This window comes from Dyella lipolytica (assembly GCF_030160075.1).
Taxonomy (GTDB): Bacteria; Pseudomonadota; Gammaproteobacteria; order Xanthomonadales; family Rhodanobacteraceae; genus Dyella_B; species Dyella_B lipolytica.
Window position 1 is genome coordinate 121218 of the sequence record NZ_BSNQ01000005.1, and the last position, 22861, is coordinate 144078.

Here is a 22861-nt window from a genome sequence, read left to right on the forward strand (position 1 = left end):
GGGGATTTCGCGATGAGCGACCTGCTTTCCCAGGAAGAGATCGACGCCCTGCTCAACGGGGTGGACGACGGTAAGATCGAAACCGAAAACGACGTGCCGCCGCCGCCGGGCACGGTGCTCGATTTCGACTTCACCCAGCAGGACCGCATCGTGCGCGGTCGCCTGCCCACCCTCGAAATGATCAACGACCGTTTCGCGCGGTTCTTCCGCACCGCGCTGTTCGGCGTGCTGCGCAAGACCTGCGAAGTATCCGTGCTCGGCGTGAAGATGCTGAAGTTCAGCGAATATGTGCATGGCCTCGCCGTGCCCAGCAATCTCAATCTGATCCGCTTGAAGCCTTTGCGCGGCACCGCGCTGGCGGTGATGGAACCGCGGCTGGTGTTCACCGTGATCGACAATTTCTTCGGCGGCGACGGGCGCTATCACGCGCGCATCGAAGGTCGCGACTTCACCCCCACCGAAAACCGGGTGATCCAGATTCTGCTCAAAGAAGTATTCGCTTCGATGACCGAGGCCTGGGCGCCGGTGATGCCGGTGCATTTTGAATTCCTGAACTCCGAGATCAATCCGCAATTCGCGAATATCGTCAGTCCGACGGAAACCGTGGTGGTATCGCGGTTCCACGTCGAGCTGGATGGCGGTGGCGGCGAAGTGCACCTGACGCTGCCGTATTCGATGGTCGAACCGATCCGCACCATGCTCGATGCCGGTGTGCAAAGCGATCGCATGGGCGAGCGTGACGAGCGCTGGATTCATTGCCTGCACGATGAAGTGATGGACGCCGAAGTCGAGCTCAGTTCGCTGTTGCTGGAAACACAGATCAACATCGGCGAATTCCTGGGTCTGCGCGTCGGCGACGTGCTTCCGATCAGCTTGCCCGATGTCACCACGATCTTCGCGGAAGACGTGCCCATATTCCGCGGTCACTACGGCCAGACCAACGGCCGCTATGCCGTGCGCTACAAGGTTCCGGCCGGTCGCCGCGCGCCACTTCCTTCTTTCGATTTCACTCAAGAAAAAATCTCATGAATCAGAGCATCGATACCGCACCCGGCAGCAACGCCTTAGTGAAAAACGGCGAGCGTCCTCTTGAGTTCGACACCTTGAACGAAGGCGCCGGTGAAGCCGCCGCCGACGTCAGCCTGGACATGATCCTCGATGTGCCGGTGACGCTGGCGATGGAAGTCGGCCGCACCCGCATCAGCATCCGCAATCTGCTGCAGCTCAATCAGGGCTCGGTGGTGGAACTGGATCGCGCGGCAGGCGAACCGCTGGACGTGTTCGTCAACGGCACACTGGTGGCGCATGGCGAAGTGGTCGTCATCAACGAGAAGTTCGGTATTCGGCTGACCGACGTGATCAGCCCCGCCGAACGGGTGCGCAAGCTGCGATGAGCCATGTATGGACCACACTGGCGCGCGCGCCGATGGCGAGCGTGCCCGATATCAACGTCACCGGCGAACTGATTCGGGTGGTGCTGAGCCTGGGTGGCATCGTGGTGCTGATCTTCGCCGCCGGTTGGTTGACCCGTCGCCTGCAGTCGCGCCAGTTCATCGGTGGACGCCGCCTGCGCTGTATCGAGTCGATGCCGATCAGTGCGCGCGAGCGTGTGCTGTTGATCGAAGCAGACGGCAAACGTTTGCTGGTGGGTGTGGGTGCGGGCGGTGTGCGCGCACTGCATGTCTACGAAGGCGCATCGCCGGTCGCAGAGACGCAGAGCCCTGTCGTGGTCACTCCATTCGCGGAATTGCTTGGACGCCTGGGGCGAAAGTCATGAAGACGTTGCTGGGTCGACTGTTGATCGTTTTCCTGCTCGCACTGGCTTCCATGGGCGCACAGGCGGCGACAACAACCAGCACTTCCGCCTCCACGGCGATGACGCCGATTGCACCTATCGCGCCGATCTCCCAGTCCGCGGGCATTCCCGTTCTAACCGTGCAGAACGCAGGTGCGGGCCAGAACTGGAGCCTGTCGTTGCAGGTCGTGGCACTGATGACGGTGCTCACCATGCTGCCGGCCGTGTTGCTGATGATGACTTCGTTCACGCGCATCATCATCGTGCTGAGTTTTTTGCGCCAGGCACTCGCGACGCAGTCCACACCGCCCAACCAAGTGCTGTTGGGGTTGGCCTTGTTCCTGACTATGTTCGTGATGTCGCCGGTGCTCAGTCGCGCCTACCAGGACGGCGTCAAACCGTACATGGATCACCACATGAGCGCGGAGGACGCGCTTCCTGCGGCCACCGCGCCGTTCAAGCACTTCATGCTCGATCAGACGCGCGATGCGGATCTGCAGCTCTTTACGCATTTGGCGAAGGAGCAGCCGTATGCCAGTAAGGAAGACGTGCCGTTCCGAGTGGCGATGCCAGCCTTCGTCACCAGTGAATTGAAGACGGCCTTCCAGATGGGCTTTCTGCTTTTCATTCCGTTCCTGGTGATCGACCTGGTAGTGGCCAGCGTCCTCATGTCGATGGGCATGGCGATGGTATCGCCGTCGATCATCTCGCTGCCCTTCAAGATCATGTTGTTCGTGATGGTCGACGGTTGGTCGTTGCTGATCGGCACGCTGGCGGGGAGTTTCTACACATGACGCCGGAATGGGTGATCAACTTCGGCCAGCACGCCATGTATGTGGCGATGATGGTGGCCGCGCCGCTGTTGCTGACGGCGCTGCTGGTGGGCCTGTTGGTCGGCATCATTCAGGCAGCCACGCAGATTCATGAGATGACGCTGAGCTTCATCCCGAAGCTGCTGGCGATGGCGCTCGTGGGCTTGTTGGTGGGGCCGTGGATGCTGCGTACGCTGATGCAGTTCACGCACGACGTCATTGTCGGTTTGCCCGGGGCGATCAAATGAATGTGGAGATGTCGGCGCTGATTTATTGGCTGTCCGGCATGCTCTGGGCGCTAGGCCGCGTCGGCGGCTTCTGCATGGTGGCGCCGATTTTTAGTGCCGCGGTGATGCCGGCGCGGCTCCGCGTCGCGATTGTCGTCGTGCTCACCATGGTGTTGTCGCCGTTGGCGCCCACGCAGCTGGACCTGTTCAGTGCGACCGGCGCCGCGACGATGGTGTCGCAGATACTGATCGGCGGCAGCATCGGCTTTGTTTTGCAGCTGATTTTCCAGGCGGTTTCTTATGGCGGCATTCTGATCGGCCAGAGCATGGGGCTGGGGTTCGCCGAATTGGTCAACCCGATGACCAACACCAGCGTACCGGTGCTGGGGCAGTTCTATCTGGTGATGGTGACCATGCTGTTTCTGGCGATGGATGGCCATCTCCGGGTGATCTCGCTGCTGGCCGAGAGTTTTCGCGGACTCCCGCCCGGCGCGAATGGCATCGATGAAAAATCGCTCTTCGCCATCGTGCTTGCGGGAGGCGATGTGTTCTCCGGTGCCTTGCGCGTGGCGTTGCCAGCGATGACGGCGCTATTGCTGGTGAACATCGGCTTCGCCGCGACCAGTCGCGCGTCGCCATCGATGAACCTGTTCGCCGTCGGTTTTCCGATCAGCATCTGCATGGGCTTCATCGCACTGTGGCTGGCCATGCGTGGACTGGCGAGCGCTTACAGCACGCTGCAGACCGCAGGCTGGAGCTTGATGCAGCACTTGGCTGGGTTCTGAGGAACAGCCATGGCCGATACGGAAAATGAAGATCGCACCGAACGAGCGTCGGAAAAACGCCTGCAGGAAGCGCGCGATAAAGGCGATGTCCCGCGCTCGCGCGATCTGTCGGGTGCCACGGTCGTGCTGGCGGGAGCGGCCATCATGTTGTGGGGCAGCTCGGCCATGTATGCGCACATGCAACACATCTATGCGCTCGGCCTGGGTTATTCGCGCGAGGCTTTGTTTAGCGATCATCTCACCACACGCGTGCTGAGCATCGCAGTGCGTGAAGTAGTGGCGTTGTTGACGCCGATATTCACCGCGACGCTGATGGCCGCGGTGGGATCCACGGTGGCGCTCGGTGGCTTGAGTTTCAGCTCGGAAGCACTGGTGCCGAAATTCGAACGGCTCGATCCGATCGCGGGCTTGGGTCGCTTGTTCTCGCTCAACGGACTGGTCGAGCTCGCCAAGTCGTTGGTGAAGGTGGTTTTCCTCGGTATCGCGCTGGTTTTGCTGTTGCGCCATGACGAATCCGCCGTGATGGCCACCGGCAGCGGCACGGTGAGCAGCGGCGTTGGCGAATCGCTTTCTCTAGTGGCGCATGCGGCCCTGTTGTTCGCGGTGATTCTTGGCGTGATCGGTGGCTTCGACGCGGTATGGCAGCGCTTCGACTACGGGCGCCGCCATCGCATGTCCAAGCAGGAAGTCAAGGACGAGCACAAGGAAACCGAAGGCAATCCGCAGCTGAAAGGCCGCATTCGGCAGATGCAGCAGCAGCTGGCACGGCGACGCATGATCCAGGAAGTGCCCAAGGCGGATGTGATCGTGGTCAACCCCACGCACTTCGCCGTTGCGCTGCGCTACGACGATGCACGGATGCGCGCACCGCGCGTCGTCGCCAAAGGTGCCGACGTGCTGGCCCAGCAGATTCGCCTGGTGGCGTCCGCCCACAACATTCCCTTGGTCGAGGCGCCGCCATTGGCGCGCGCGCTGTACGCCACCACCGATCTCGGCCACGAAATTCCAGCCGCGCTCTATGTGGCGGTCGCGCAGATCCTCGCCTACGTCTATCAGTTGAAACAGGCCGTCGAACGCGGCGTGCCTGCTCCCTCGGTACCGAAGCCGGATGTCGATCCCGAGCTGCAGGGCCGCTACCGCGAAACGTAATGCAGTAACCCACCAAGGCGATACGCATGGCCACAGCAACCGCTTTCGACACCTTCAAGCAAGTCACGCGACGCGGCGCGGGTGCGCCGATCGTGATGCTTGCCATGCTGGCGATGCTGATGTTGCCGCTGCCGCCGTTCGTGCTGGATATTCTCTTCAGCTTCAACATCGCGCTGTCGCTGGTGATCCTGTTGGCGGTGGTGTATGTGATGCGGCCGCTGGAATTCGCCGCGTTTCCCACCGTGGTGCTGATGGGCACCTTGCTGCGGCTGGCGCTGAACATCGCGTCCACCCGCGTGGTGCTGCTGCATGGTCACGACGGCCCCGGCGCCGCCGGCAAGGTGATCGAGGCCTTCGGCGAATTCGTCATCGGCGGCAACTTCGCCGTCGGCCTGGTGGTGTTCGCGATCCTCACCATCATCAACTTCGTGGTGATCACCAAAGGTGCCACGCGCGTGTCGGAAGTGACCGCGCGCTTCACCCTCGATTCGATGCCCGGTAAGCAGATGGCCATCGACGCCGACCTCAACGCCGGCCTGCTGACGCAAGAACAGGCGCGCGAGCGCCGCCAGGAAGTGCGCGAGGAAGCGGACTTCTACGGTTCGATGGATGGCGCGTCGAAATTCGTGCGCGGCGACGCTACCGCCGGCATCCTGATCCTGGTGATCAATATCGTCGGCGGTTTCTTCGTCGGCATCCTGCAGCACGGTCTTACCGCCGCGGAAGCGGCACGCACGTACACGCTGCTGACCATCGGCGACGGCCTGGTCGCGCAAGTGCCGTCGCTGATGCTGTCGATCGCCACCGCAGTGATTGTCACGCGTGTGTCCAAGTCGCAGGACATGGGCAAGCAGATGGTGGGGCAGGTGTTCGCCCAACCGCGCGCGCTGGCTGTTGCCGGCGTGGTGCTGGCGGTGATGGGTCTGATTCCCGGCATGCCCAATATCGCGTTCCTGATGCTCGCCTCGGCGTGCGGCGGCTCGGCGTGGCTGATGATCCGCCGCGAGCACGAAGCGAAGGAACGTTTGGCGAAAGCATCGGCGGAAGCCTTGCCCGCACCCGCAACGACAGAACGTCTCGAGCTGGGCTGGGAAGACGTCGCCAGCGTCGACCCGGTCGGTCTTGAAGTCGGTTATCGGCTGATTCCGCTGGTCGACAAGAATCAGGGCGGTGAATTGATGGCGCGCATCAAGTCGGTGCGCCGCAAGCTATCGCAAGAGCTGGGTTTCCTGGTGGCAGCGGTGCACATCCGCGACAACCTCGATCTCGGCCCGAACACCTATCGCATCTCGCTGATGGGCGTGCCGATGGGCGAGGCGGAGGTTTATACCGAGCGGCACATGGCGATCAATCCCGGCCGCGTGCACGGCACCTTGCAAGGCGTCGCCACGCGCGATCCAGCGTTCGGGTTGGAAGCGGTGTGGATCGAGAACAACCAACGCGATCACGCGCAAGCACTGGGTTACACGGTGGTCGATCCCGCCACGGTGATTGCCACGCATCTCTCGCACATCCTGCAAAACCACGCACATGAATTGCTCGGCCACCAGGACGTGCAGCAGTTGCTGGATCGTCTGTCCCAGAGCGCGCCGAAGCTGGTGGAAGACCTCGTGCCCAAGCGCCTGTCGCTGGGCGTGGTGGTGAAGGTGCTGCAAAACCTGCTCGCCGAGCGTGTGCCGATCCGCAACATGCGCAGCATCGTCGAGTCTTTGGCGGAGCACGCGGGGCAGAGTCAGGATCCCGGCGCTCTGACGGCCTATGTGCGTGTCGCGCTGGGCCGCCAAATCGTCCAGGAAATCGCGGGTTTGGGCACTGAAATCCCCGTGCTGACGCTCGCACCGGAGTTGGAACAGATCTTGCTCGGATCCCTATCAAGCAGTGGTGCAGCAGGTGCGGCGGTAGAGCCGGGGCTCGCCGATCGCTTGCAGCAAAGCGTGGCCGAGGCGACGCGGCGGCAGGAGGCGAGCGGCGAACCCGCGGTGATGTTAGTGCAGCCGCAACTGCGTCCATGGCTCGCGCGATTCACTCGCCATGTGGCGCAGAACCTGCACGTGCTGGCTTACAACGAAGTGCCTGATAACCGGCGAGTGAGGTTGGTGCAGGCAATCGGTCGGTAAACGATCCGGAACAGATGAGACGGTGAGGCAAGCGATGAGATCGAGCATAGAAGGCTTGCTCCCTCTCCCCTTCGGGGAGAGGAGGCGAACGCAAAAGAGCGTTCACGGAGTAGAGCATGAAGATCAAACGATTCCTGGCCGCCGACATGCGCCAGGCCATGCGCGACGTACGCGCGGAGCAGGGCGCCGATGCGGTGATCCTCTCGACGCGTCGACTCGAAGAAGGCATCGAGATCATCGCCGCCGTCGACTACGACGAATCGCTGATGCGCGAAGCCGCGCGTCATGGCTCCCCCGCGACGCCAGCGGCAAAGCCGCCGGTGACGGAAACCGCCAAAGAAGCGCCCAAGGAACGCGTAAAAGACATCGTGAAAGAACCGGCAAAGGAGGCACGCGCGACCACGCCGCCGCCGCCGCCGATTCCCGTACCGCAAAGCGAGATTGCCACGTTGCAGCCGATCGTGGAGCAGAGCGTGTTGGAAACGGCTCGCATGCGCACCGAGCTGGGTGGCTTGCGTCAACTGCTCGAACAACAACTGTCCAGCCTTGCCTGGAACGACATGGAGCGCCGCAGCCCGATGCGCGCCCGCGTTCTGCGCGACATGAGCCGCCTCGGCATCGACACCGACGTGGCGCGCCAGCTGATCGATGAGTTGCCCGAACATCTCAACGCGGATCAGGCTCGCTACCTGCCACTGGGTTTGCTCAGCCGCAGTTTGAAAGTAAGCGGTCGTCGCCTGACCGATAGTCAAGGCGTCACCGCACTGGTCGGCCCGACCGGCGTAGGAAAAACCACCACCATTGCAAAGCTCGCCGCCAACGCGGTGATGAACCATGGCCCAGGCAAGGTCGCGCTGGTCAGCACCGATCACTACCGTATCGGCGCCGCCGCGCAACTCGAACACTACGGTCGCCTGCTGGGCGTGCGGGTGTATCCCGCCTACGACGCAGCGGGTCTCGAGCAGACGCTGAACCTGCTGCGCGATCACCACACGGTCTTGGTCGATACCGCCGGCGTATCCGGCAACGATCCGCGTCTGCAGCAGCAGATGGATGTACTGCGCGGCGCCAGCACGCAGGGTTCTGCAAAGCTGCGCGCATGCCTGGTGCTGGCCGCCAATGCGCAGGCGTCTGCGCTGGACGAGTCGGTGCGCGCCTACCTGCCGCTGCAACCGAGTGCTTGCATCGCCACCAAGCTGGATGAAGCGCCAAGCCTGGGCGGCGTGCTGTCGGTATTGATCCGCCATCGGTTGGCGCTGGACTGCACCACCGACGGACAACGCGTACCCGAGGACATCAGCGCTGCCGATGCGCGCGTCCTGGTATGCCGCGCAGCGCAAACACAACGGCGGCTGGGTCCTGGCGCCGATGATTTGGACATGGCCGAACGTTTCGGCCTGGCAGTGGCCAGTCTATGAGCGAGGCATTGCACGTGAATCAGGCAGCTGGCTTGCACAATCTGTTTTCCCAGACTCGTGCGCACCGGGACGAACTACCCGTGTTTCATCAGGCGGCGAGCCTCAACCGGTCTGCGCCCAAGCCGCGCACCACACGTACGATCGCCGTTGCCGGCGGTAAAGGCGGCGTCGGCAAAACCACCGTCGCGGTAAATCTTGCGATGGCCATGGCCATGGCGGGTCGCGATGTGATGCTGCTCGATGCCGACATGGGCGTCGCCAATATCGACGTGCAACTCGGCTTGGCGCCGACGCGGCACGTCGGGCACATGCTCGAAGGGCTCTGCACGCTGCGGGACCTGATCATGCCGGCACAGAATGGACTGAAGGTGATTCCAGGCGGATCGGGCGTGCGCCGGCTGGCCAAGATGGGTAACGGCGAACACGCGGCGGTGATCCGCGCTTTCGATGAATTGATCCAGCCGCCGGAATTCCTGGTGGTGGATACCGCCGCGGGCGTGGCCGACAACGTAGCGATGTTCGCTGCCGCGGCCGACGATGTACTGATCGTGGTGTGCGACGAACTGGCATCGCTTACCGATGCCTACGCATTGATCAAGATCCTGGCCCATGACTTCGGCGTACGGCGCTTCCACATCGTCGCCAACATGGTGCGCCAGGCCAGCGACGCAAAAAAACTTTACGAAAAACTGGCGCGTGTATGCGGTCGCTTCCTCAATGTGGCGCTCGACTACATGGGCATGGTGCCGCACGACGAGTGGTTGCGGCAGGCGATCCGTCGCCAGGGCGCGGTGGTCGATCTGTGGCCATCCAGTCGCGCAGCGATCGGATTCAAGCAATTGGCGGGTGCGGTCGATACATGGGGAGAACCCGCGTACCCGGATCTCGGACGTATTGCGTTTTTCAGCGGCCAGAGTGCGCCGGCTGCGGGGTGGTGACATGAATGTGGCTTCGGAATATCTGCAGCTGCAGCGCGAAGACGCGGACCAATTGGTGCGCAGGCACGCGCCGCTCGTGCGGCGCATCGCCTACCACCTGATGGGGCGGCTTCCGCCGAGCGTGGACGTAGGAGATTTGGTGCAGGCAGGCATGATCGGCTTGCTGGAAGCGGCGCGGAATTTTACGACCGACCGCGCGGCCAGCTTCGAAACGTATGCGGGCATCCGCATTCGTGGCGCCATGCTGGACGAACTGCGGCGTACCGACTGGACCCCCCGTTCGGTGCATCGCAAGGTCCGTGAAGTTGCGGAGGTGGTGCGGCAGATCGAGAACGAGACCGGTGCGGATGCCGAAAGCGCCGAAGTGATGAAGCGACTCGGTATCAGCGCCGAGGAGTATCACCAGGTGCTGGCCGATGCGACCGGCGCGCGGCTACTCAGCCTGACCGCGCCGGATGACGGTGAGGGTGGCGACGGCAGCGCATTGGACGTGGCCGACAACGACAGCTTGGGTCCGCAGGACAACATCGAGCAGAGCGGTTTGCGCGAAGCGCTGGCCGAAGCGATCAGCACGCTGCCCAAGCGCGAACAACTGGTGATGTCGCTGTACTACGAGCAGGAATTGAACCTCAAGGAAATCGGCCTGGTGCTTGGCGTGACGGAATCGCGCGTCTGCCAGATCCACGGCCAGGCATTGATAAGGCTACGCGCCCGCATGGGCGACTGGCGTGATGAATAGAAGGCTGCGTGGAAGAGCGAGAACGAAAGGGATGCCGCGCGTTCACTCCTTCTCCCCTATGGGGAGAAGGTTGGGATGAGGGGCCATTCTTGCGAGGAGATAGATAGTTTGATCTGGGTTTCGAATAGCTGTTTTTGCAAGAGTGGCCCCTCACCTCGATCCTCTCCCCGGAGGGGAGAGGAAGCAAAACCATTTCCCCACTCGTTTGTGCTTTCGGAGAAAAGCGTTTGGACAAGAACATGAAAATCCTAGTGGTGGACGACTTCTCCACCATGCGGCGAATCGTTCGCAACCTGCTCGTCGAGCTGGGTTTCAGCAACCCACTGATCCAGGAAGCCGACGATGGCAATAACGCGCTAACCATGCTGCGCGCCAGCGCCTTCGACATGGTCGTGACCGACTGGAACATGCCGAACATGACCGGCATCGAACTGCTGCAGGCGATCCGCGCCGAACCCAAGCTGAAAGGCCTGCCGGTGCTGATGGTGACTGCCGAGAACAACCGCGAACAGATCATCGCTGCCGCCCAGGCTGGCGTGAACGGTTACATCGTCAAGCCTTTCACGGCGGTCACGCTCAAGGAAAAGCTGGACAAAATCTTCGAGCGCCTGGCCGCCAGTGGAGCTTCCGCATGAACGCAACGATGCCACTCATGGATGAAAGCATGCCGCCCGAAGTGCTCGCGCTGCTCAACAGCGCCGATGGCACCGCTTTCGAACAAGCGCTGGACACGATGGTGCGGCAGCGCGAACAACATCTATTCCGGGCGCTCGGCGTACTCGCCCGCGATCTGCACGGTGCGGTGAGCCGCCTCGGCAGCGACCTGGCCAACGAAGGCATGCCCGACAGCATGGCCGACGCGCGCAACCACCTGGCCGAAGTGCTTGAAATGAGTTCCAAGGCCGCGCATCGCAGCCTGGATTTCGTCGACCGCATGCGTCCGGAAGCCGAGGCACTCTCCGCCAACGCCGCCGCCGTGCTGGATTTCAACAGCAGCGAAACCGATCCGGCCGCCGTGCTGGCACGACAGGCGCAGGTGTTCGCCGCGGCGTGCGGCGAGGGTCTCAACGACATGGTGCTGGTGCAGTCCTGGCAGGACCTGGCCGGCCAGCGCGTGAAGAAAGTGGTCGGCTTTATCGAAAGCGTGGAATCGTCCTTGATGGAACTGGTGCGCCTAACCGGTGCGCTCGCCGGTCGCGAAGCGCCGGTGGAAGTCGCCAAGGTTTCCAGCCAGGACGAAGTCGATCGCTTGTTGAGCGAATTCGGGTTCTAACGATGCAACAAATCGCCTACCACCGAGTCGTGCGAATGAAGGCCCTTTCCCCTACTCGCAGGGGAAGGAGCCTATCGCTGCAACGCGAAACGTTCGGGCATCCATCGATCGCGAGTCAGGACGCACATTGATGGATGCGAACCTGGACAGCGAGTTGCGTGACGATTTCCTGGTCGAGGCCGGGGAGTTGGTGCAGCGGCTGGGCGAACAGCTGATCGAGCTGGAAGCCTCGCCGCATGACCGCGAGTTGCTCAATGCGGTGTTCCGCGTCTTTCATACGGTGAAAGGCGGCGCGGGATTCCTGTCCATCGAGCCGATGGTGCAGCTGTGCCATTGCGCCGAAGAACTGCTCAATGACGCGCGCAATGCCAGGCTGGTGCTTGGCGCGGCGCATATGGATGCGCTGCTGGAAGCGCTGGATCTGCTCAACGTCATGATGGCGGCGTTGGCCAACGGTGAGCCGATGTCGCCGCCACCGCCCACCTTGCTGCAACGCCTGCAGCCTGTGGTAGAGCATTCGCCTGCGGCACAGCCGGTGCCGGCGCGCGCCGCCGATCCCATCGAGGCGGAATTCGAAGCCTTGCTCAATACGCTGTACGGGCAAGGCGGTTCACCGGGCGTGCCGGCGCATGCTTCAAAAGAAATCGGCGACGACGAATTCGAAAGCCTGCTGGACACACTGCATGGCAAGGGAGCGGCGCCCGGTGCGGCTCCCTCATCGAGCGTTGCGGAAAGAACCGACATCAGCGAGGACGAATTCGAGGCTTTGCTGGATAACTTGCACGGCAAGGGCGCCGCGCCAGGCGGCGTTGCCGTCTCGTCGCCGGCACCTGCGCCGGAACCCGCACCGGTCGAGGCGGCCCGATCGGCCAAGCCTTCGCAAGCTGAAAACACCGTGCGCGTGGACACGGCGCGGCTGGATACATTGGTCAACCGCGCCGGCGAACTGGTGCTGCTACGCAATCGTTTATTGAGTCTCGCCACACGTAGCGAGAACGAAACGCTGTCGACCATGGCCGGCGATCTCGATCGCGTCTCCGACGATCTGCAGACCGCGGTGCTGGGCATGCGCATGCAGCCGGTCGGCCGCCTGTTTCAGCGTTTTCCGCGCATCGTGCGCGATCTCGCGCGCCAACTCGGCAAAGACATCGAACTGATTCAGGAAGGCGAAGATACGGATCTCGACCGCAGCCTGGTCGAAGCCTTGGCCGATCCGCTGATCCATCTGCTGCGCAACGCCGTCGATCACGGGCTGGAAGATCCGGCCGGACGCGAACGCGCCGGCAAACCGCGCAAAGGCAAGGTCAAACTCTCGGCCAGCCAGCGTGGCGAACGTATTGTGATCTCGGTCAGCGACGACGGTCGCGGCATGGATCCGGAAGTCTTGCGCCGCAAAGCGGTGGAAAAAGGCGTGATCGACGCCGCGCAAGCCGCACGGCTGTCCGAGGTGGAATGCTACGAACTGATTTTCCGTCCCGGCTTCAGCACCGCCGCGACCATCTCCGACATTTCCGGCCGCGGCGTCGGCATGGACGTGGTGAAAACGCGCGTCGCCGAACTTGGCGGCACCTTGCAGGTGCATTCGCGGCTGGGTCACGGCAGCACGCTGGAACTCACGGTGCCGTTGACGCTCGCCATCCTGCGCGTGTTGATGGTGCGCGTGGGCGATCGCTTGTTCGCGCTGCCGCTCAGCAATGTCAGCGAAGTGTTCGAATTGAATCCTCAGCACGATCACATGCTCGACGGACGGCGTGTCGCGGCCCATCGCGGTCGAGCGTTGGTGCTTGGCGATCTGGGCGAGTGGGCTTGCATCGGCGGTCCAGGGGGTCGTCATGTGGTGGTGCTGCATGTGGGCCACATGCATCTGGGTTGCCTGGTTCATGAAGTGATCGGGCGCGAGGACGTGATGGTCAAGCCGCTCGGGCCGTTGTTCGAAGGCGTGCCGGGTGTCGCCGGCGCGACCGTCACGGGCGATGGACGGCTTGCACTCGTGCTGGATCTGGCGGCGCTGTCGCAAGACGGCGGGCGTTTGCTTCCCTCATTGAAGGTGTCGGCCTGATATGGACGTCATAAGCATCATCGGCACGATCCTAGCCTTCGTGGTGCTGATCGTCGGCGCCATCCTGAAGGGTACCGATGTCTCGGCACTGTGGAATCCGGCGGCCTTCGTGATCGTGTTTATCGGGACCATCTCCGCCTTGATGCTGCATACGCAGGGCAAGGTGCTGAAGCGAGCGGCGGGCATGCTGAAGATGGTTTACAAACCGCCGCAATTGCATCCATCCGACCTGATCAGCCGAGTGATCGGCTGGAGCGAGATTTCGCGCCGCCAGGGTTTGCTCGGCCTCGAGCCGCATATCGACGCGGAACAAGATCCCTTGGTGAAAAAAGGTTTGCAACTGCTGGTCGACGGCAGCGAGCCGGAAGCGATCCGCGGCGTGCTGGAACTGGAAGTGGAAACGCGCGAGCAGGCCGACCTGCATGCCGCGAAAGTATTCGAGAACGGCGGCGTGTATTCGCCGACCATGGGCATCATTGGCGCGGTGCTCGGCCTGATGGCCGTGATGCGCGACCTTACCGATCCGGCCAAACTCGGTCACGGTATCGCGGCTGCGTTCGTTGCCACGATCTATGGCATCAGCCTCGCCAACTTGCTGTTGCTGCCGATTGGCGCGCGGCTGAAGGCACTGATCCACAAGCAAACCCAGGTGCGGGAAATCCTGATCGAAGGGCTGATCTCGATCGCGCAGGGCGATAACCCGCGACAGATCGAAAGCAAGCTGCAGGGTTATCTCATATGAGGCGGCGGCACAAACACGAGGACCATCCGAACCACGAAGCGTGGGTGATTCCGTATGCGGATTTGTTGACCCTGCTGCTGGCCTTGTTCGTGGTGCTGTATGCCATGTCCAGCGTCAACACCACCAAGTATCGGGCGTTGGCGCAGGCCATCTCGGCAGCCTTCAACGGTTCGCGCTCGGTGATCCAGCCGGTGACACCCAGTGCACCGCAGTCGAGCATCCCAGTGCCCACCAGCAAGCCTGCACCTATACCGCGTACGCCGCTGGCGCAGATCCTGTTGCCGGTATTGACGCAGCACATCAGCACACCCGCGACGACACCGGGCACACCGTCCGATCAGAACAAAGAAAAACTCGGCGACGAGCGGCAGAATCTCGAACGTATCCGCCGCGAAGTCGAGCGTGCGTTGCAGCCGCTGATCGACAAGAAGCTGGTGATCGTGCGGCCCACGCCCAATTGGCTGGAAATCGAGATCCGCACGGATATCCTGTTTCCTAGCGGCGTGGCCACGTTGTCGCCTTCGGCCAACGACGTGCTGACCAGCCTCGGCAAGATCCTCGCCCCCTTCGCCAATCCGCTGCGCGTGGAAGGCTATACCGACGACGTGCCGATCGATACCACGGTGTATCCCTCGAACTGGGAGCTTTCGGCCGCGCGCGCGGCCAGCGTGGCGCGGCTGTTTGCCGAACACGGTGTCGACCCGGAACGTCTGGGCATCGTCGGCTGGGGCCAGTATCACCCTGCTGCCGAGAACACCAGCGTGGATGGCCGCAATAGAAACCGGCGCGTGTTGGTGGTGGTGTTGAGCGACAAAGCTGCACCGCGGCGCTTCTATACCAATAGCGATCAGGTCAATCAGACCGCCGATGCCGATACGGATGCGGCCGATGGGCAAACGGCGACGTCCGCGGTCGCGACGCAGTCGCCTGCGACCGTAACCTCTCCCATACCCACGAGTGCAGCACCCACGACTCCGGCTCCCGCCATGCTTCCCGCTACGCAAGTCATCGTGCCGGTGGCGACCATCATCACCACGCCTGAGGTCGTGTCGCCGCCTCATCTGACCACGCCCGACGGCAAGGGATAACGCCAGCGCATGAGCCTTGTTCCTAACCTCGAATCGATCGCGCGCGAGCCCTGGTTGTCATTTCAACTGGATGGCCAGCACTACGCGGTGCTGCTCAACCAGGTCAGCGAAGTCATCCGTGACTGCGAGCCCACGCCGGTGCCCGGCGCAGCGACGGATCTGCTTGGTATCTGCCATCTGCGTGGAAATATCGTGCCGGTGATGGACGGTCGTCGTCGTCTTGAGTTGAACCATGGCACGACGAGCGATCCAGCGTCGGTGCGCATCGTGGTGTTCGCGCATGACACACATCGCATCGGCCTGCGCGTGGATGCAGTGGGCGATTTGCTGCAGCCGAAAGCGGAAGCGATCGAATTGCCGCCTGCGCGTTCGGGACGTGTGGACGACCCCGTGCAAGTGGTGATGGGCTGGCAGGGCGGTTTTGTCGCCTTGCTCGATGTCGCGCGGCTATGCCGCCTCAACCGGACCTTGCAAGATGTGGCTTGAAGCGGTGGTTGTTGTGCTGGTGGTGCTGCAAGTGACTATGCTGGCGTTGCTTTGGCGCCAGGGGCGTCGCCTGCAACGGAGTCTTGCGGTCAAAGAGAATGATGCCGGCGGCGTGCCCGCGCTATTGCTGATCAATGCGCTCAACAAGATCGATCATCGTTTGAGCATGCTGGAGGCGCTTGGGCAGCGAACGGAGACGAGTGCGCCGCAACGCCCGGTCGAAGTGCCCGCCACGCAGATGAAGGCGCTGCGCTCGGCAAGTCATCACTCGTCCGCAAGCAACTACGAGCTGGCGCAGCAATTGGCGCGCGAAGGCAGCGACCTGGAGCAGCTGATCGCACGCTGCGGTCTTTCGCGTAACGAAGCAGAATTGGTATTGCGCTTGTATGCCAAGCGCGCCTGATCATTGCTGACAGCGGAGAGGCGAAGAGCTAAGGCTTGCGCGACGCCTCGTAGATGCTGACAAGCACCGCTGCCGCCGCTGCATACAAAAGCGGCGGCACGTCCGCGTTCATGCGCAGCGACACCAGCAAGGCGGCGACCTGCGCATCGTGATGCAAGGGCAGCCCCAGGGCGTGAGCATGCTTGAACAGATTGTCGACGTCGCTGGCGTTGAGACTCGACGGCCTGGTCGAGCTGTCGCCGCCCGACAGGCGGAGCACGACCTTGCGTTGCGGTGCGGGCAGCAGCGGCGCAGTCATACGGTGGCCTTCAGAAATACCGCGCTGACACTGCTGCCTGCTTGCGGAAGGCCGAGCTGGCAGCTCAGCTGATCGAGAAACAGACCGCTGGCGTCGAGGCGTGAGCGTAAATCGTCGAACTGTTCTTCCAGCTGATCCACCGTTCGCCGGCGCTGTGCCCACAAGCGCACCGATAGACGCATACCGCGCAGATGCAGCTCGCCGACGATCGGCCCGAGCGATGGCAAATCCAGCGAAAAGCCCATCGTCCAGCCTTGTTCCGCATCCTGCTGCTGTTTCAGCATCAGTTGAAGCACATCGGCGCCTTCCATGTCCTGGACCGGAATCTCCACCATCCAGTGGGCTGCTCCCGCTTGTAGCTGCGCCACCTCGAGCCGTGCCAGTGCGGCCTGCACATCCGCGTTGAGACGCGGCAGAAAGTCGGTGGCTTCGCTGGTGTGGACCAATTCGGGTGGAAGCGCCAGCCGGCCTTGCGGCACGACACCGCGATAAAACAGGGGCGGATCCACTTCGACGTCATTGCTTTCGTTGAGGGCAGGCTGGCCTTTCAGTATGGCCAGCAGGCGCAGCATGGCGCCCTTCATATCGTCGTGCGCGGTGGTTGCGTCGCTCGCCGGCGCCTGCGCAAGTTGCGCTTCGAGAAAAAGGCCGCTGCGGTTGATGGCCTGACGCAAGCCATCGCCGGTGGACAGCTCTTGCGGCGTGCTCATGCTGTGTTCGAGCAGCGCCAACGCCGAGCGCAGATACGGCGGCAACTGGCGCACGATGGACCATTGCGACAAAGCGCCCACGGTAGCCAACAGCGGCGCGTAGCCATTCTGTTGCGGCAAGCGTTCGCGCAGTGCCTGATTGACGTTGCTGTCGAGCGGAGACGCCGCACCGAGAATTTCGAGTTGCGGCTGTGCGCCCAGGCTGAGAACGCGGACCTGAAATTGTGGGGGGAGCTTGGTGCCGGGAGCTTCCGCTTCGACGGTGAGCGCGCCGACTTGCAACACCATCAGGCCTTGTTCGGTGATGCCGAGCGGTCGAGCGGACAGCACGCTGCCGATGCGCCAACCTTCTGAGCTGGCGCCGGCGGCGGCACCGAGCCAGGTCAGTGCGGCAACGCTGGTTGGCTGGATGATCACGCTGCGCTCCCCGGTTGGCGATGGCGCTGTTTCGCACGTTTTCGCGAACCTTGGGGAGGGTATCGGCGGGGTTGGTTCGAACTTTAGCGGCTTTCTTCCTCTCCCCTTTGGGGAGAGGATTGAGGTGAGGGGCCACTCTCGCGACATCGTTTCATTCCTCCCAGCGAGCCATCCTCCGGACTTTCCTTCACCCGCCCGCCGCGCCCTAAGGAGCCCCGGGTAGAGCCGCGCGCATCCATGCGCGCACTTTTCGAAGAGCCAGAGCTGAAAAGCTGGGCTCGCCCGTGGGCGGGTCTAAATCCTGTGAAAAGGCTCTAAAGCTGGCTCTGTGCTGGCCGATAAAACTTCAACAGACACCGTCGAGGGCAGGGCTATGGGCGGCAAGAGCAAAGGTGTTGCGGGGACGAGCGTTGCGGGGCGTGTAGGTATGCCTGCCGACTTTCGGATCGCCGACGTAATGGATATGCATCGGCAGCTGCGCGACGCGCTGAATGTGTCGCCGATCGTGCTGGATGGAAGCACGGTGGATCGTGTCGATACGGCGGCCCTGCAGCTGTTGGTCGCTTTCCAACGCGACGCGCAAAAGCGCGGGCATGCGGTGACTTGGGCCGGTGCAAGTGCACCGTTGTACGACGCGGCGAGCCAGCTGGGCCTGGCACAGACATTGGCATTGCCGGCGAAAACGTCGGCCTGAACTTGAGGTGGAAGATGGCAAAGATTCTTGCGGTAGACGATTCGGCTTCGATGCGCGGCATGGTGGCGTTGACGTTGCGCAGCGCCGGCTATGACGTCAGCGAGGCGGAGAACGGTCAGCTGGCGCTGGATTCGGCGGCAGCGTCGCGCTTCGACCTGGTGCTGGCCGACGTCAACATGCCGGTGATGGATGGCATCAGCATGGTGCGCGAATTGCGCACGCGTCCGGAATACAAGGGCGTGCCGATTCTGATGCTGACCACCGAGTCCAATACGGACAAAAAGATGGAAGGCAAAGCGGCAGGTGCAACCGGCTGGTTGGTGAAGCCGTTCGATCCGGAACAGCTGCTGGCTACGGTCCGCCGCGTTCTCGGCTAAGCATCGATCATCAAGAGTTATCTATGAGCACGATCAACGTCGCGCAATTCCACAAAGTCTTCTTCGAGGAAAGCCTGGAAGGGCTGGATGCCATGGAAGCGGCGTTGCTGGCGCTCGATGAGGGTGGCGACGCGGAATTGGTGCACAGCATTTTCCGCGCGGCGCATTCGATCAAGGGTGGCGCGGCGACGTTCGGGTTTCCGGAGATGGCAGCGTTTACGCATGAGGCAGAATCGCTGCTCGATCAGGTGCGTGATGGTCGACGCGCGATCGACAAGCCGATCGTCGAATTGATGTTGCGTACCGTCGACTGCCTGCGCGGCATGTTCGATCGTGCCGAGGCCGGCCAGCCCTTGGCCGATGCCGGCAGTGAAAGTCTGAAACTGCAATTGGCCGCTGCAGTCGGCCGCGAGATACCGGCAGCTGCAACGAAAGCCGCTACCAAGTCCGCGGCACCCGGCGGCTGGATCATTCAGTTCCGTCCCCACGCTGGCATGTTGGCCGGCGGCAACGACCCGTTGCGTCTGATGCGTGAACTGGCTGCGCTCGGGCAGCTGGTCGTCGAGGCACAGTTGGATCGTGTGCCCGCGCTGGACGCGCTCGACCCTTCCGAATGCCATCTAGGCTGGCGTATCGAACTGACCGGCGCGGTCAGTCGCGAGGCTATCGCGGCAGTGTTCGAGTGGGTCGAGGACGAGTGCGATCTGAGCATCGAGCCACGCGTTGCCGCCGCGCCGCCGCCTGCACCGGTCGTCGAGGCCGTTGCTGCACCGACCGGTGCAGGCGGAGCGGCAGGGGCATCACGTCACGCTGCGAGCAGTAACGATGCGGGTTCGGTGCGTGTCGGTATCGACAAGATCGACAGCTTGATCGACCTGGTCGGCGAGCTGGTGATTACGCAGGCCATGCTCGATCAGTTCCGCGAAGCATTCGATCCTTCGCGGCTGAGCCTGTTGCAGGAAGGTCTTGCACAGTTGGCGCGGCATACCCGAACGCTGCAGGAAAGCGTGATGGGTATCCGCATGCTGCCGATCGGATCGGTGTTCAACCGTTTCCCGCGGTTGGTGCGCGATCTGAGCCAAAAGCTCGGCAAGCACGTGAAACTGGACATGGTCGGCGAGCACACCGAGCTGGACAAGACGGTGCTGGAGAAGATCGGCGATCCGCTGGTGCACCTGGTGCGCAATGCGATCGATCATGGTCTGGAAACGCCGGAAAAACGCCGCGCCGCCGGCAAGAACGAAGTGGGTACGCTGCGCCTGGAAGCCTTCCATCGCGGCGGCTCCATTGTGGTGGAGATCGTCGACGACGGCGCTGGCCTCAATCGCGAAGCGATCATCGCCAAGGCGTTGCAGAAGGGCTTGATCAAGAGCGGCGAGGGGATCACCGACGAAGCCGTGGGCGATCTGATCTTCCAGCCGGGCTTTTCCACCGCGGCAGTCACGACCGATCTATCCGGCCGTGGCGTGGGCATGGATGTGGTTCGCCGCAACGTGGTGGATCTCGGTGGCAACGTCGCCATCAAGAGCCGCGCGGGTGCCGGCACCACGTTCACCATCACCTTGCCGCTGACGTTGGCGATCATCGATGGCCTGAGCGCAGCAGTAGGCGACGAGTGCTACATCGTGCCGCTGGTGTCGATCGTGGAATCCATCCAGCTGCCCGCCGACGCGGTGCGCAGCGTGACCGGCGGTGGCGAGCTGTTCCGTTTCCGCGGCGAATACCTGCCGATCGTCCGCCTGCATCAGCAATTCGGTTGCGCAAGTGCGCGCCAGAACATCGAAGACGGTCTGCTCATCGTGGTCGAGGCGGACGGCGGTCAGGTCGGTCTGTTCGTCGACGGACTGATCGGCCAGCAGCAGGCGGTGGTCAAGTCGCTGGAAGCCAATTACCGCCGTGTCGACGGCATCTCCGGCGCCACGATTCTGGCGGATGGCTCGGTGGCGCTGATCGTCGATGTCGCGGGCTTGATAAGAATGCAGTCGCGTCGCAAGGCGGCGTAAGCGAACGCATCTCCCGTTTCCCAGCTAAAGCCCACCCGTTCCCCGCCGATACGTTTCAAAGGGCAGCAAACCAGCCATCCGGAATGCACATGAGTCAACCATCCATAAACGGCAGCGCCGAAACGCAATACCTTACCGTGAACCTCGCGCACGAGGAGTACGGCATCGACATTCTGGCCGTGCGCGAAATCCGCGGCTGGACGCCGGTGACGCGCATTCCGCAATCGCCGCACTACGTATTGGGTGTGCTGAATCTGCGCGGTGCCATCGTGCCGGTGATCGATCTTCGCCTGCGCTTCGGCTTGAGCCGCGAGGAATACAACGCCACCACCGTCACCGTGATCATCACCGTGGCGGGTCGCCAGTTCGGCGTGGTGGTGGATGCCGTCTCCGACGTATTGGATGTCGCGGACGATGCCATGCGTCCGGTGCCTGACATGGGTACGACGGTGGATACCGAATATTTGAAGGGACTGACCTCGATCGGCGACCGCATGGTGCTGCTGCTCGATGCAGACAAATTGCTGCAACCGCAGGACGCGCAGATGCTCGAGGCCGCGCTGAACGCGGCTGGCGATGTGAAAGCTGTGGCCTGAAGGAATAAGACAATGAAATTGCGCTTCCCGAAATTCAAGTTCAAATCGTTCTCCATCCGCGCTCGCCTGATCATGCTGGTCGGTTTGCTGGGCGTGATGCTGCTGGCCGGTGCCGCCATCGGCCTGATGTCGATGGCCCAGCAGAACGCAGGCACCCAGCGAATTTACGAATCGGAGCTGGTGCCCACCCAGTTGCTGGACGTGGTGCGAGCCGATTCGCTCAAATCATTCCTCACGCTCAACGAAGCGGCGGCCCTGGTCGGCAAGGCCGACCAGGTGAAACAGAAGCTGGCGGAGTTCGATCGCTATCAGACGGAAATGAACGACTACAAGGATCGCTTCGCCAAGCTGCCGCTAAGTCCGGCAGTGGCGGCGGCCAACAAGGAATGGCACGTCACCGACAAGGACTACCAGCAGGCCAAGCAGGATGTGCTCGACGCTATCAAGCAAGCCGATACGGGCGCTTCCGATCTAGTTGAAATGGAGCTGCGTCCGTTGCTGATGCAGCGTCAGGACGCCCTCTCCAAACTCGTGCAGGTGCAGAGCGCCGAAGCCGGGCAGATCTTCCAGGATCAGGTGAAAAGCTACCAGCGCGTGCGCATGATCACTTTCATCGCGCTGATCGCCGGCCTGCTGTTCGCGCTGCTCCGCTCCATCATGTTGATTCGTTCGATCTCGCATGCGCTGAGCTATGCGATGAAGGTCGCCAACGAAATTGCCGGCGGCAAGCTCGGGCACGATATCGAAGTGAAGGGCGATGACGAGTTGGCGCAACTGCTCGCCGCCTTGCGCACGATGGATCAGCGCCTGGTGGAAATCGTCGCCGAAGTTCGCCAGGGTTCCGATGCGGTGAGCACGGCCGCGCAGCAGATTGCGCGCGGCAATGACGACTTGAGCCAGCGTACGCAGGAACAGGCGTCGAGCCTGGAGGAAACCGCATCCTCGATGGAGGAAATGACCTCCACCGTAAAGCAGAACGCGGAAAACGCCAGCCACGCTAACCAACTGGCCCGCGGTGCGCGCGAACAGGCCGAGCGCGGCGGCGAAGTGGCGGCGCAGGCCGTGACCGCCATGCGCGAAATCAACAGCTCCAGTCGCAAGATTTCCGACATCGTCAGCCTGATCGACGAGATCGCGTTCCAGACCAACCTGCTTGCCTTGAATGCGGCGGTGGAAGCGGCACGCGCCGGCGAACAAGGCCGCGGTTTCGCGGTGGTCGCTACCGAGGTGCGCAACCTGGCACAGCGCAGCGCTGGCGCGGCGAAAGAGATCAAGCTGCTGATCAACGACAGCGCGGACAAGGTGCGTGCCGGTTCGGAGCTGGTCGATCAGTCCGGCAAGGCGTTGGCGGACATTGTCGACAGCGTGAAGAAGGTCACCGACATCGTCGCTGAAATCGCTGCCGCCAGTCAGGAACAGTCGGCCGGCATCGATCAGGTCAACAACGCCGTGTCGCAAATGGATGAAATGACGCAGCAGAATGCGGCGCTGGTGGAAGAAGCCTCGGCGGCGGCGCGTGCGATGCACGAGCAGGCCAACGAGCTCACCAGTCAGGTCGGGTTTTTCCAGATCAATGGTATGGCGAAAGAAAGGCCTGCTTCCAAGGCAAAAGCCGGCGATACAGTCGTGGCCGAAGCGGAAGCGGTATTCGCGGCGGTACGCAAGCGCAGTGTGCCAAAGGTGGCGCCGCGTGCGGTAGAGACAGCGGACGCTGGCGCCTGGAAGGAGTTCTGAT

25 protein-coding genes are annotated in these 22861 nt (G+C 62.5%); 23 read left to right on the top strand and 2 right to left on the bottom strand.

Annotated features, from left to right (window positions below):
• Positions 1–12: 12 nt before the first annotated feature.
• The 18 genes from fliM (at position 13) to QQL64_RS12410 (ending at position 16031) form a co-directional block, all read left to right on the top strand.
• Positions 13–1029 carry a flagellar motor switch protein FliM gene (fliM, locus tag QQL64_RS12325; RefSeq protein ID WP_284400022.1) on the top strand — a complete coding sequence of 339 codons (1017 nt, stop codon included), beginning with the start codon at positions 13–15 and terminating at the stop codon, positions 1027–1029.
• Positions 1026–1394, top strand: coding sequence for a flagellar motor switch protein FliN (gene fliN, locus QQL64_RS12330; RefSeq protein ID WP_284400025.1), 369 nt, complete (start codon positions 1026–1028; stop codon positions 1392–1394). Before fliM ends, fliN begins: the two co-directional genes overlap by 4 nt.
• Positions 1391–1777 (top strand): flagellar biosynthetic protein FliO, encoded by a 387-nt coding sequence (gene fliO / locus QQL64_RS12335; RefSeq protein ID WP_284400027.1) that lies wholly within the window; start codon positions 1391–1393, stop codon positions 1775–1777. The genes fliN and fliO overlap by 4 nt, the downstream gene beginning before the upstream one ends.
• Positions 1774–2589, top strand: coding sequence for a flagellar type III secretion system pore protein FliP (gene fliP, locus QQL64_RS12340; protein ID WP_284400029.1), 816 nt, complete (start codon positions 1774–1776; stop codon positions 2587–2589). The genes fliO and fliP overlap by 4 nt, the downstream gene beginning before the upstream one ends.
• Complete coding sequence (gene fliQ / locus QQL64_RS12345) at positions 2586–2855, top strand: flagellar biosynthesis protein FliQ (protein WP_284400031.1); 270 nt, start codon at positions 2586–2588, stop codon at positions 2853–2855. Before fliP ends, fliQ begins: the two co-directional genes overlap by 4 nt.
• The gene (gene fliR / locus QQL64_RS12350; protein ID WP_284400034.1) at positions 2852–3619 is read left to right on the top strand and encodes a flagellar biosynthetic protein FliR; all 768 of its coding nucleotides are present in this window, start codon (positions 2852–2854) and stop codon (positions 3617–3619) included. Before fliQ ends, fliR begins: the two co-directional genes overlap by 4 nt.
• Positions 3620–3628: 9 nt before the next feature.
• Entirely contained in the window at positions 3629–4768 is a 1140-nt protein-coding gene (flhB, locus tag QQL64_RS12355; protein WP_284400036.1) for a flagellar biosynthesis protein FlhB, read from the top strand.
• A gap of 26 nt (positions 4769–4794) precedes the next feature.
• Complete coding sequence (gene flhA, locus QQL64_RS12360) at positions 4795–6885, top strand: flagellar biosynthesis protein FlhA (protein ID WP_284400038.1); 2091 nt, start codon at positions 4795–4797, stop codon at positions 6883–6885.
• Positions 6886–7001: 116 nt separating this feature from the next.
• On the top strand, positions 7002–8303 hold the full coding sequence (gene flhF, locus QQL64_RS12365; RefSeq protein ID WP_284400040.1) for a flagellar biosynthesis GTPase FlhF: 1302 nt from the start codon (positions 7002–7004) through the stop codon (positions 8301–8303).
• A complete protein-coding gene (locus tag QQL64_RS12370; RefSeq protein ID WP_284400044.1) occupies positions 8300–9241 on the top strand; it encodes a MinD/ParA family ATP-binding protein in 942 nt (313 codons plus the stop codon). The genes flhF and QQL64_RS12370 overlap by 4 nt, the downstream gene beginning before the upstream one ends.
• Before the next feature lies 1 nt (position 9242).
• Positions 9243–9980 carry an RNA polymerase sigma factor FliA gene (locus tag QQL64_RS12375; protein WP_284400047.1) on the top strand — a complete coding sequence of 246 codons (738 nt, stop codon included), beginning with the start codon at positions 9243–9245 and terminating at the stop codon, positions 9978–9980.
• A gap of 227 nt (positions 9981–10207) precedes the next feature.
• Positions 10208–10615, top strand: a complete 408-nt coding sequence (cheY, locus tag QQL64_RS12380; RefSeq protein WP_284400050.1) for a chemotaxis response regulator CheY — start codon at positions 10208–10210, stop codon at positions 10613–10615.
• On the top strand, positions 10612–11253 hold the full coding sequence (locus QQL64_RS12385) for a protein phosphatase CheZ (RefSeq protein ID WP_284400053.1): 642 nt from the start codon (positions 10612–10614) through the stop codon (positions 11251–11253). Before cheY ends, QQL64_RS12385 begins: the two co-directional genes overlap by 4 nt.
• A gap of 130 nt (positions 11254–11383) precedes the next feature.
• A complete protein-coding gene (locus QQL64_RS12390) occupies positions 11384–13312 on the top strand; it encodes a chemotaxis protein CheA (protein ID WP_284400055.1) in 1929 nt (642 codons plus the stop codon).
• A 1-nt stretch (position 13313) separates the two neighbouring features.
• Positions 13314–14054: a flagellar motor protein gene (locus QQL64_RS12395; protein ID WP_284400058.1), complete on the top strand. Its 741-nt coding sequence runs from the start codon at positions 13314–13316 to the stop codon at positions 14052–14054.
• Complete coding sequence (motD, locus tag QQL64_RS12400) at positions 14051–15142, top strand: flagellar motor protein MotD (RefSeq protein WP_284400060.1); 1092 nt, start codon at positions 14051–14053, stop codon at positions 15140–15142. Before QQL64_RS12395 ends, motD begins: the two co-directional genes overlap by 4 nt.
• 9 nt (positions 15143–15151) lie before the next feature.
• Complete coding sequence (locus QQL64_RS12405; protein ID WP_284400061.1) at positions 15152–15628, top strand: chemotaxis protein CheW; 477 nt, start codon at positions 15152–15154, stop codon at positions 15626–15628.
• Positions 15618–16031 (top strand): DUF2802 domain-containing protein, encoded by a 414-nt coding sequence (locus QQL64_RS12410; RefSeq protein WP_284400063.1) that lies wholly within the window; start codon positions 15618–15620, stop codon positions 16029–16031. Before QQL64_RS12405 ends, QQL64_RS12410 begins: the two co-directional genes overlap by 11 nt.
• 28 nt (positions 16032–16059) lie before the next feature.
• Here the strand turns inward: QQL64_RS12410 and QQL64_RS12415 are convergent, their stop codons facing one another.
• Together QQL64_RS12415 and fliK are read right to left on the bottom strand one after the other, a co-directional pair.
• The gene (locus tag QQL64_RS12415) at positions 16060–16329 is read right to left on the bottom strand and encodes a flagellar biosynthesis protein (RefSeq protein WP_284400065.1); all 270 of its coding nucleotides are present in this window, start codon (positions 16327–16329) and stop codon (positions 16060–16062) included.
• Positions 16326–17456 (bottom strand): flagellar hook-length control protein FliK, encoded by a 1131-nt coding sequence (fliK, locus tag QQL64_RS12420; RefSeq protein ID WP_284400067.1) that lies wholly within the window; start codon positions 17454–17456, stop codon positions 16326–16328. The genes QQL64_RS12415 and fliK overlap by 4 nt, the downstream gene beginning before the upstream one ends.
• A 427-nt stretch (positions 17457–17883) precedes the next feature.
• Here fliK and QQL64_RS12425 point away from each other — a divergent pair, with 427 nt between their 5' ends.
• The 5 genes from QQL64_RS12425 (at position 17884) to QQL64_RS12445 (ending at position 22860) form a co-directional block, all read left to right on the top strand.
• A complete protein-coding gene (locus QQL64_RS12425; protein WP_284400069.1) occupies positions 17884–18150 on the top strand; it encodes an STAS domain-containing protein in 267 nt (88 codons plus the stop codon).
• Positions 18151–18164: 14 nt separating this feature from the next.
• Positions 18165–18527 (top strand): response regulator, encoded by a 363-nt coding sequence (locus tag QQL64_RS12430; RefSeq protein ID WP_284400072.1) that lies wholly within the window; start codon positions 18165–18167, stop codon positions 18525–18527.
• Positions 18528–18550: 23 nt separating this feature from the next.
• Positions 18551–20530: a chemotaxis protein CheA gene (locus tag QQL64_RS12435; protein ID WP_284400074.1), complete on the top strand. Its 1980-nt coding sequence runs from the start codon at positions 18551–18553 to the stop codon at positions 20528–20530.
• Between the two features lie 89 nt (positions 20531–20619).
• Positions 20620–21126 carry a chemotaxis protein CheW gene (locus QQL64_RS12440; protein WP_404600985.1) on the top strand — a complete coding sequence of 169 codons (507 nt, stop codon included), beginning with the start codon at positions 20620–20622 and terminating at the stop codon, positions 21124–21126.
• 12 nt (positions 21127–21138) lie between these two features.
• The gene (locus QQL64_RS12445) at positions 21139–22860 is read left to right on the top strand and encodes a methyl-accepting chemotaxis protein (protein ID WP_284400079.1); all 1722 of its coding nucleotides are present in this window, start codon (positions 21139–21141) and stop codon (positions 22858–22860) included.
• Position 22861 lies beyond the last annotated feature (1 nt).

Excerpts from the sequence above, each read along its gene's own strand:
- QQL64_RS12430 (WP_284400072.1), top strand. The coding sequence starts at position 18,165 with ATGGCAAAGATTCTTGCGGTAGACGATTCGGCTTCGATGCGCGGCATG.
- flhA (WP_284400038.1), top strand. The coding sequence starts at position 4,795 with ATGGCCACAGCAACCGCTTTCGACACCTTCAAGCAAGTCACGCGACGC.
- QQL64_RS12410 (WP_284400063.1), top strand. The coding sequence starts at position 15,618 with ATGTGGCTTGAAGCGGTGGTTGTTGTGCTGGTGGTGCTGCAAGTGACT.
- fliP (WP_284400029.1), top strand. The coding sequence starts at position 1,774 with ATGAAGACGTTGCTGGGTCGACTGTTGATCGTTTTCCTGCTCGCACTG.
- QQL64_RS12435 (WP_284400074.1), top strand. The coding sequence starts at position 18,551 with ATGAGCACGATCAACGTCGCGCAATTCCACAAAGTCTTCTTCGAGGAA.
- QQL64_RS12370 (WP_284400044.1), top strand. The coding sequence starts at position 8,300 with ATGAGCGAGGCATTGCACGTGAATCAGGCAGCTGGCTTGCACAATCTG.
- QQL64_RS12425 (WP_284400069.1), top strand. The coding sequence starts at position 17,884 with ATGCCTGCCGACTTTCGGATCGCCGACGTAATGGATATGCATCGGCAG.
- fliO (WP_284400027.1), top strand. The coding sequence starts at position 1,391 with ATGAGCCATGTATGGACCACACTGGCGCGCGCGCCGATGGCGAGCGTG.
- fliM (WP_284400022.1), top strand. The coding sequence starts at position 13 with ATGAGCGACCTGCTTTCCCAGGAAGAGATCGACGCCCTGCTCAACGGG.
- motD (WP_284400060.1), top strand. The coding sequence starts at position 14,051 with ATGAGGCGGCGGCACAAACACGAGGACCATCCGAACCACGAAGCGTGG.
- QQL64_RS12375 (WP_284400047.1), top strand. The coding sequence starts at position 9,243 with ATGAATGTGGCTTCGGAATATCTGCAGCTGCAGCGCGAAGACGCGGAC.
- QQL64_RS12415 (WP_284400065.1), bottom strand. The coding sequence starts at position 16,329 with ATGACTGCGCCGCTGCTGCCCGCACCGCAACGCAAGGTCGTGCTCCGC.
- fliR (WP_284400034.1), top strand. The coding sequence starts at position 2,852 with ATGAATGTGGAGATGTCGGCGCTGATTTATTGGCTGTCCGGCATGCTC.
- QQL64_RS12445 (WP_284400079.1), top strand. The coding sequence starts at position 21,139 with ATGAAATTGCGCTTCCCGAAATTCAAGTTCAAATCGTTCTCCATCCGC.
- flhF (WP_284400040.1), top strand. The coding sequence starts at position 7,002 with ATGAAGATCAAACGATTCCTGGCCGCCGACATGCGCCAGGCCATGCGC.
- QQL64_RS12390 (WP_284400055.1), top strand. The coding sequence starts at position 11,384 with ATGGATGCGAACCTGGACAGCGAGTTGCGTGACGATTTCCTGGTCGAG.
- QQL64_RS12385 (WP_284400053.1), top strand. The coding sequence starts at position 10,612 with ATGAACGCAACGATGCCACTCATGGATGAAAGCATGCCGCCCGAAGTG.
- QQL64_RS12405 (WP_284400061.1), top strand. The coding sequence starts at position 15,152 with ATGAGCCTTGTTCCTAACCTCGAATCGATCGCGCGCGAGCCCTGGTTG.
- QQL64_RS12395 (WP_284400058.1), top strand. The coding sequence starts at position 13,314 with ATGGACGTCATAAGCATCATCGGCACGATCCTAGCCTTCGTGGTGCTG.
- fliQ (WP_284400031.1), top strand. The coding sequence starts at position 2,586 with ATGACGCCGGAATGGGTGATCAACTTCGGCCAGCACGCCATGTATGTG.
- QQL64_RS12440 (WP_404600985.1), top strand. The coding sequence starts at position 20,620 with ATGAGTCAACCATCCATAAACGGCAGCGCCGAAACGCAATACCTTACC.
- fliN (WP_284400025.1), top strand. The coding sequence starts at position 1,026 with ATGAATCAGAGCATCGATACCGCACCCGGCAGCAACGCCTTAGTGAAA.
- flhB (WP_284400036.1), top strand. The coding sequence starts at position 3,629 with ATGGCCGATACGGAAAATGAAGATCGCACCGAACGAGCGTCGGAAAAA.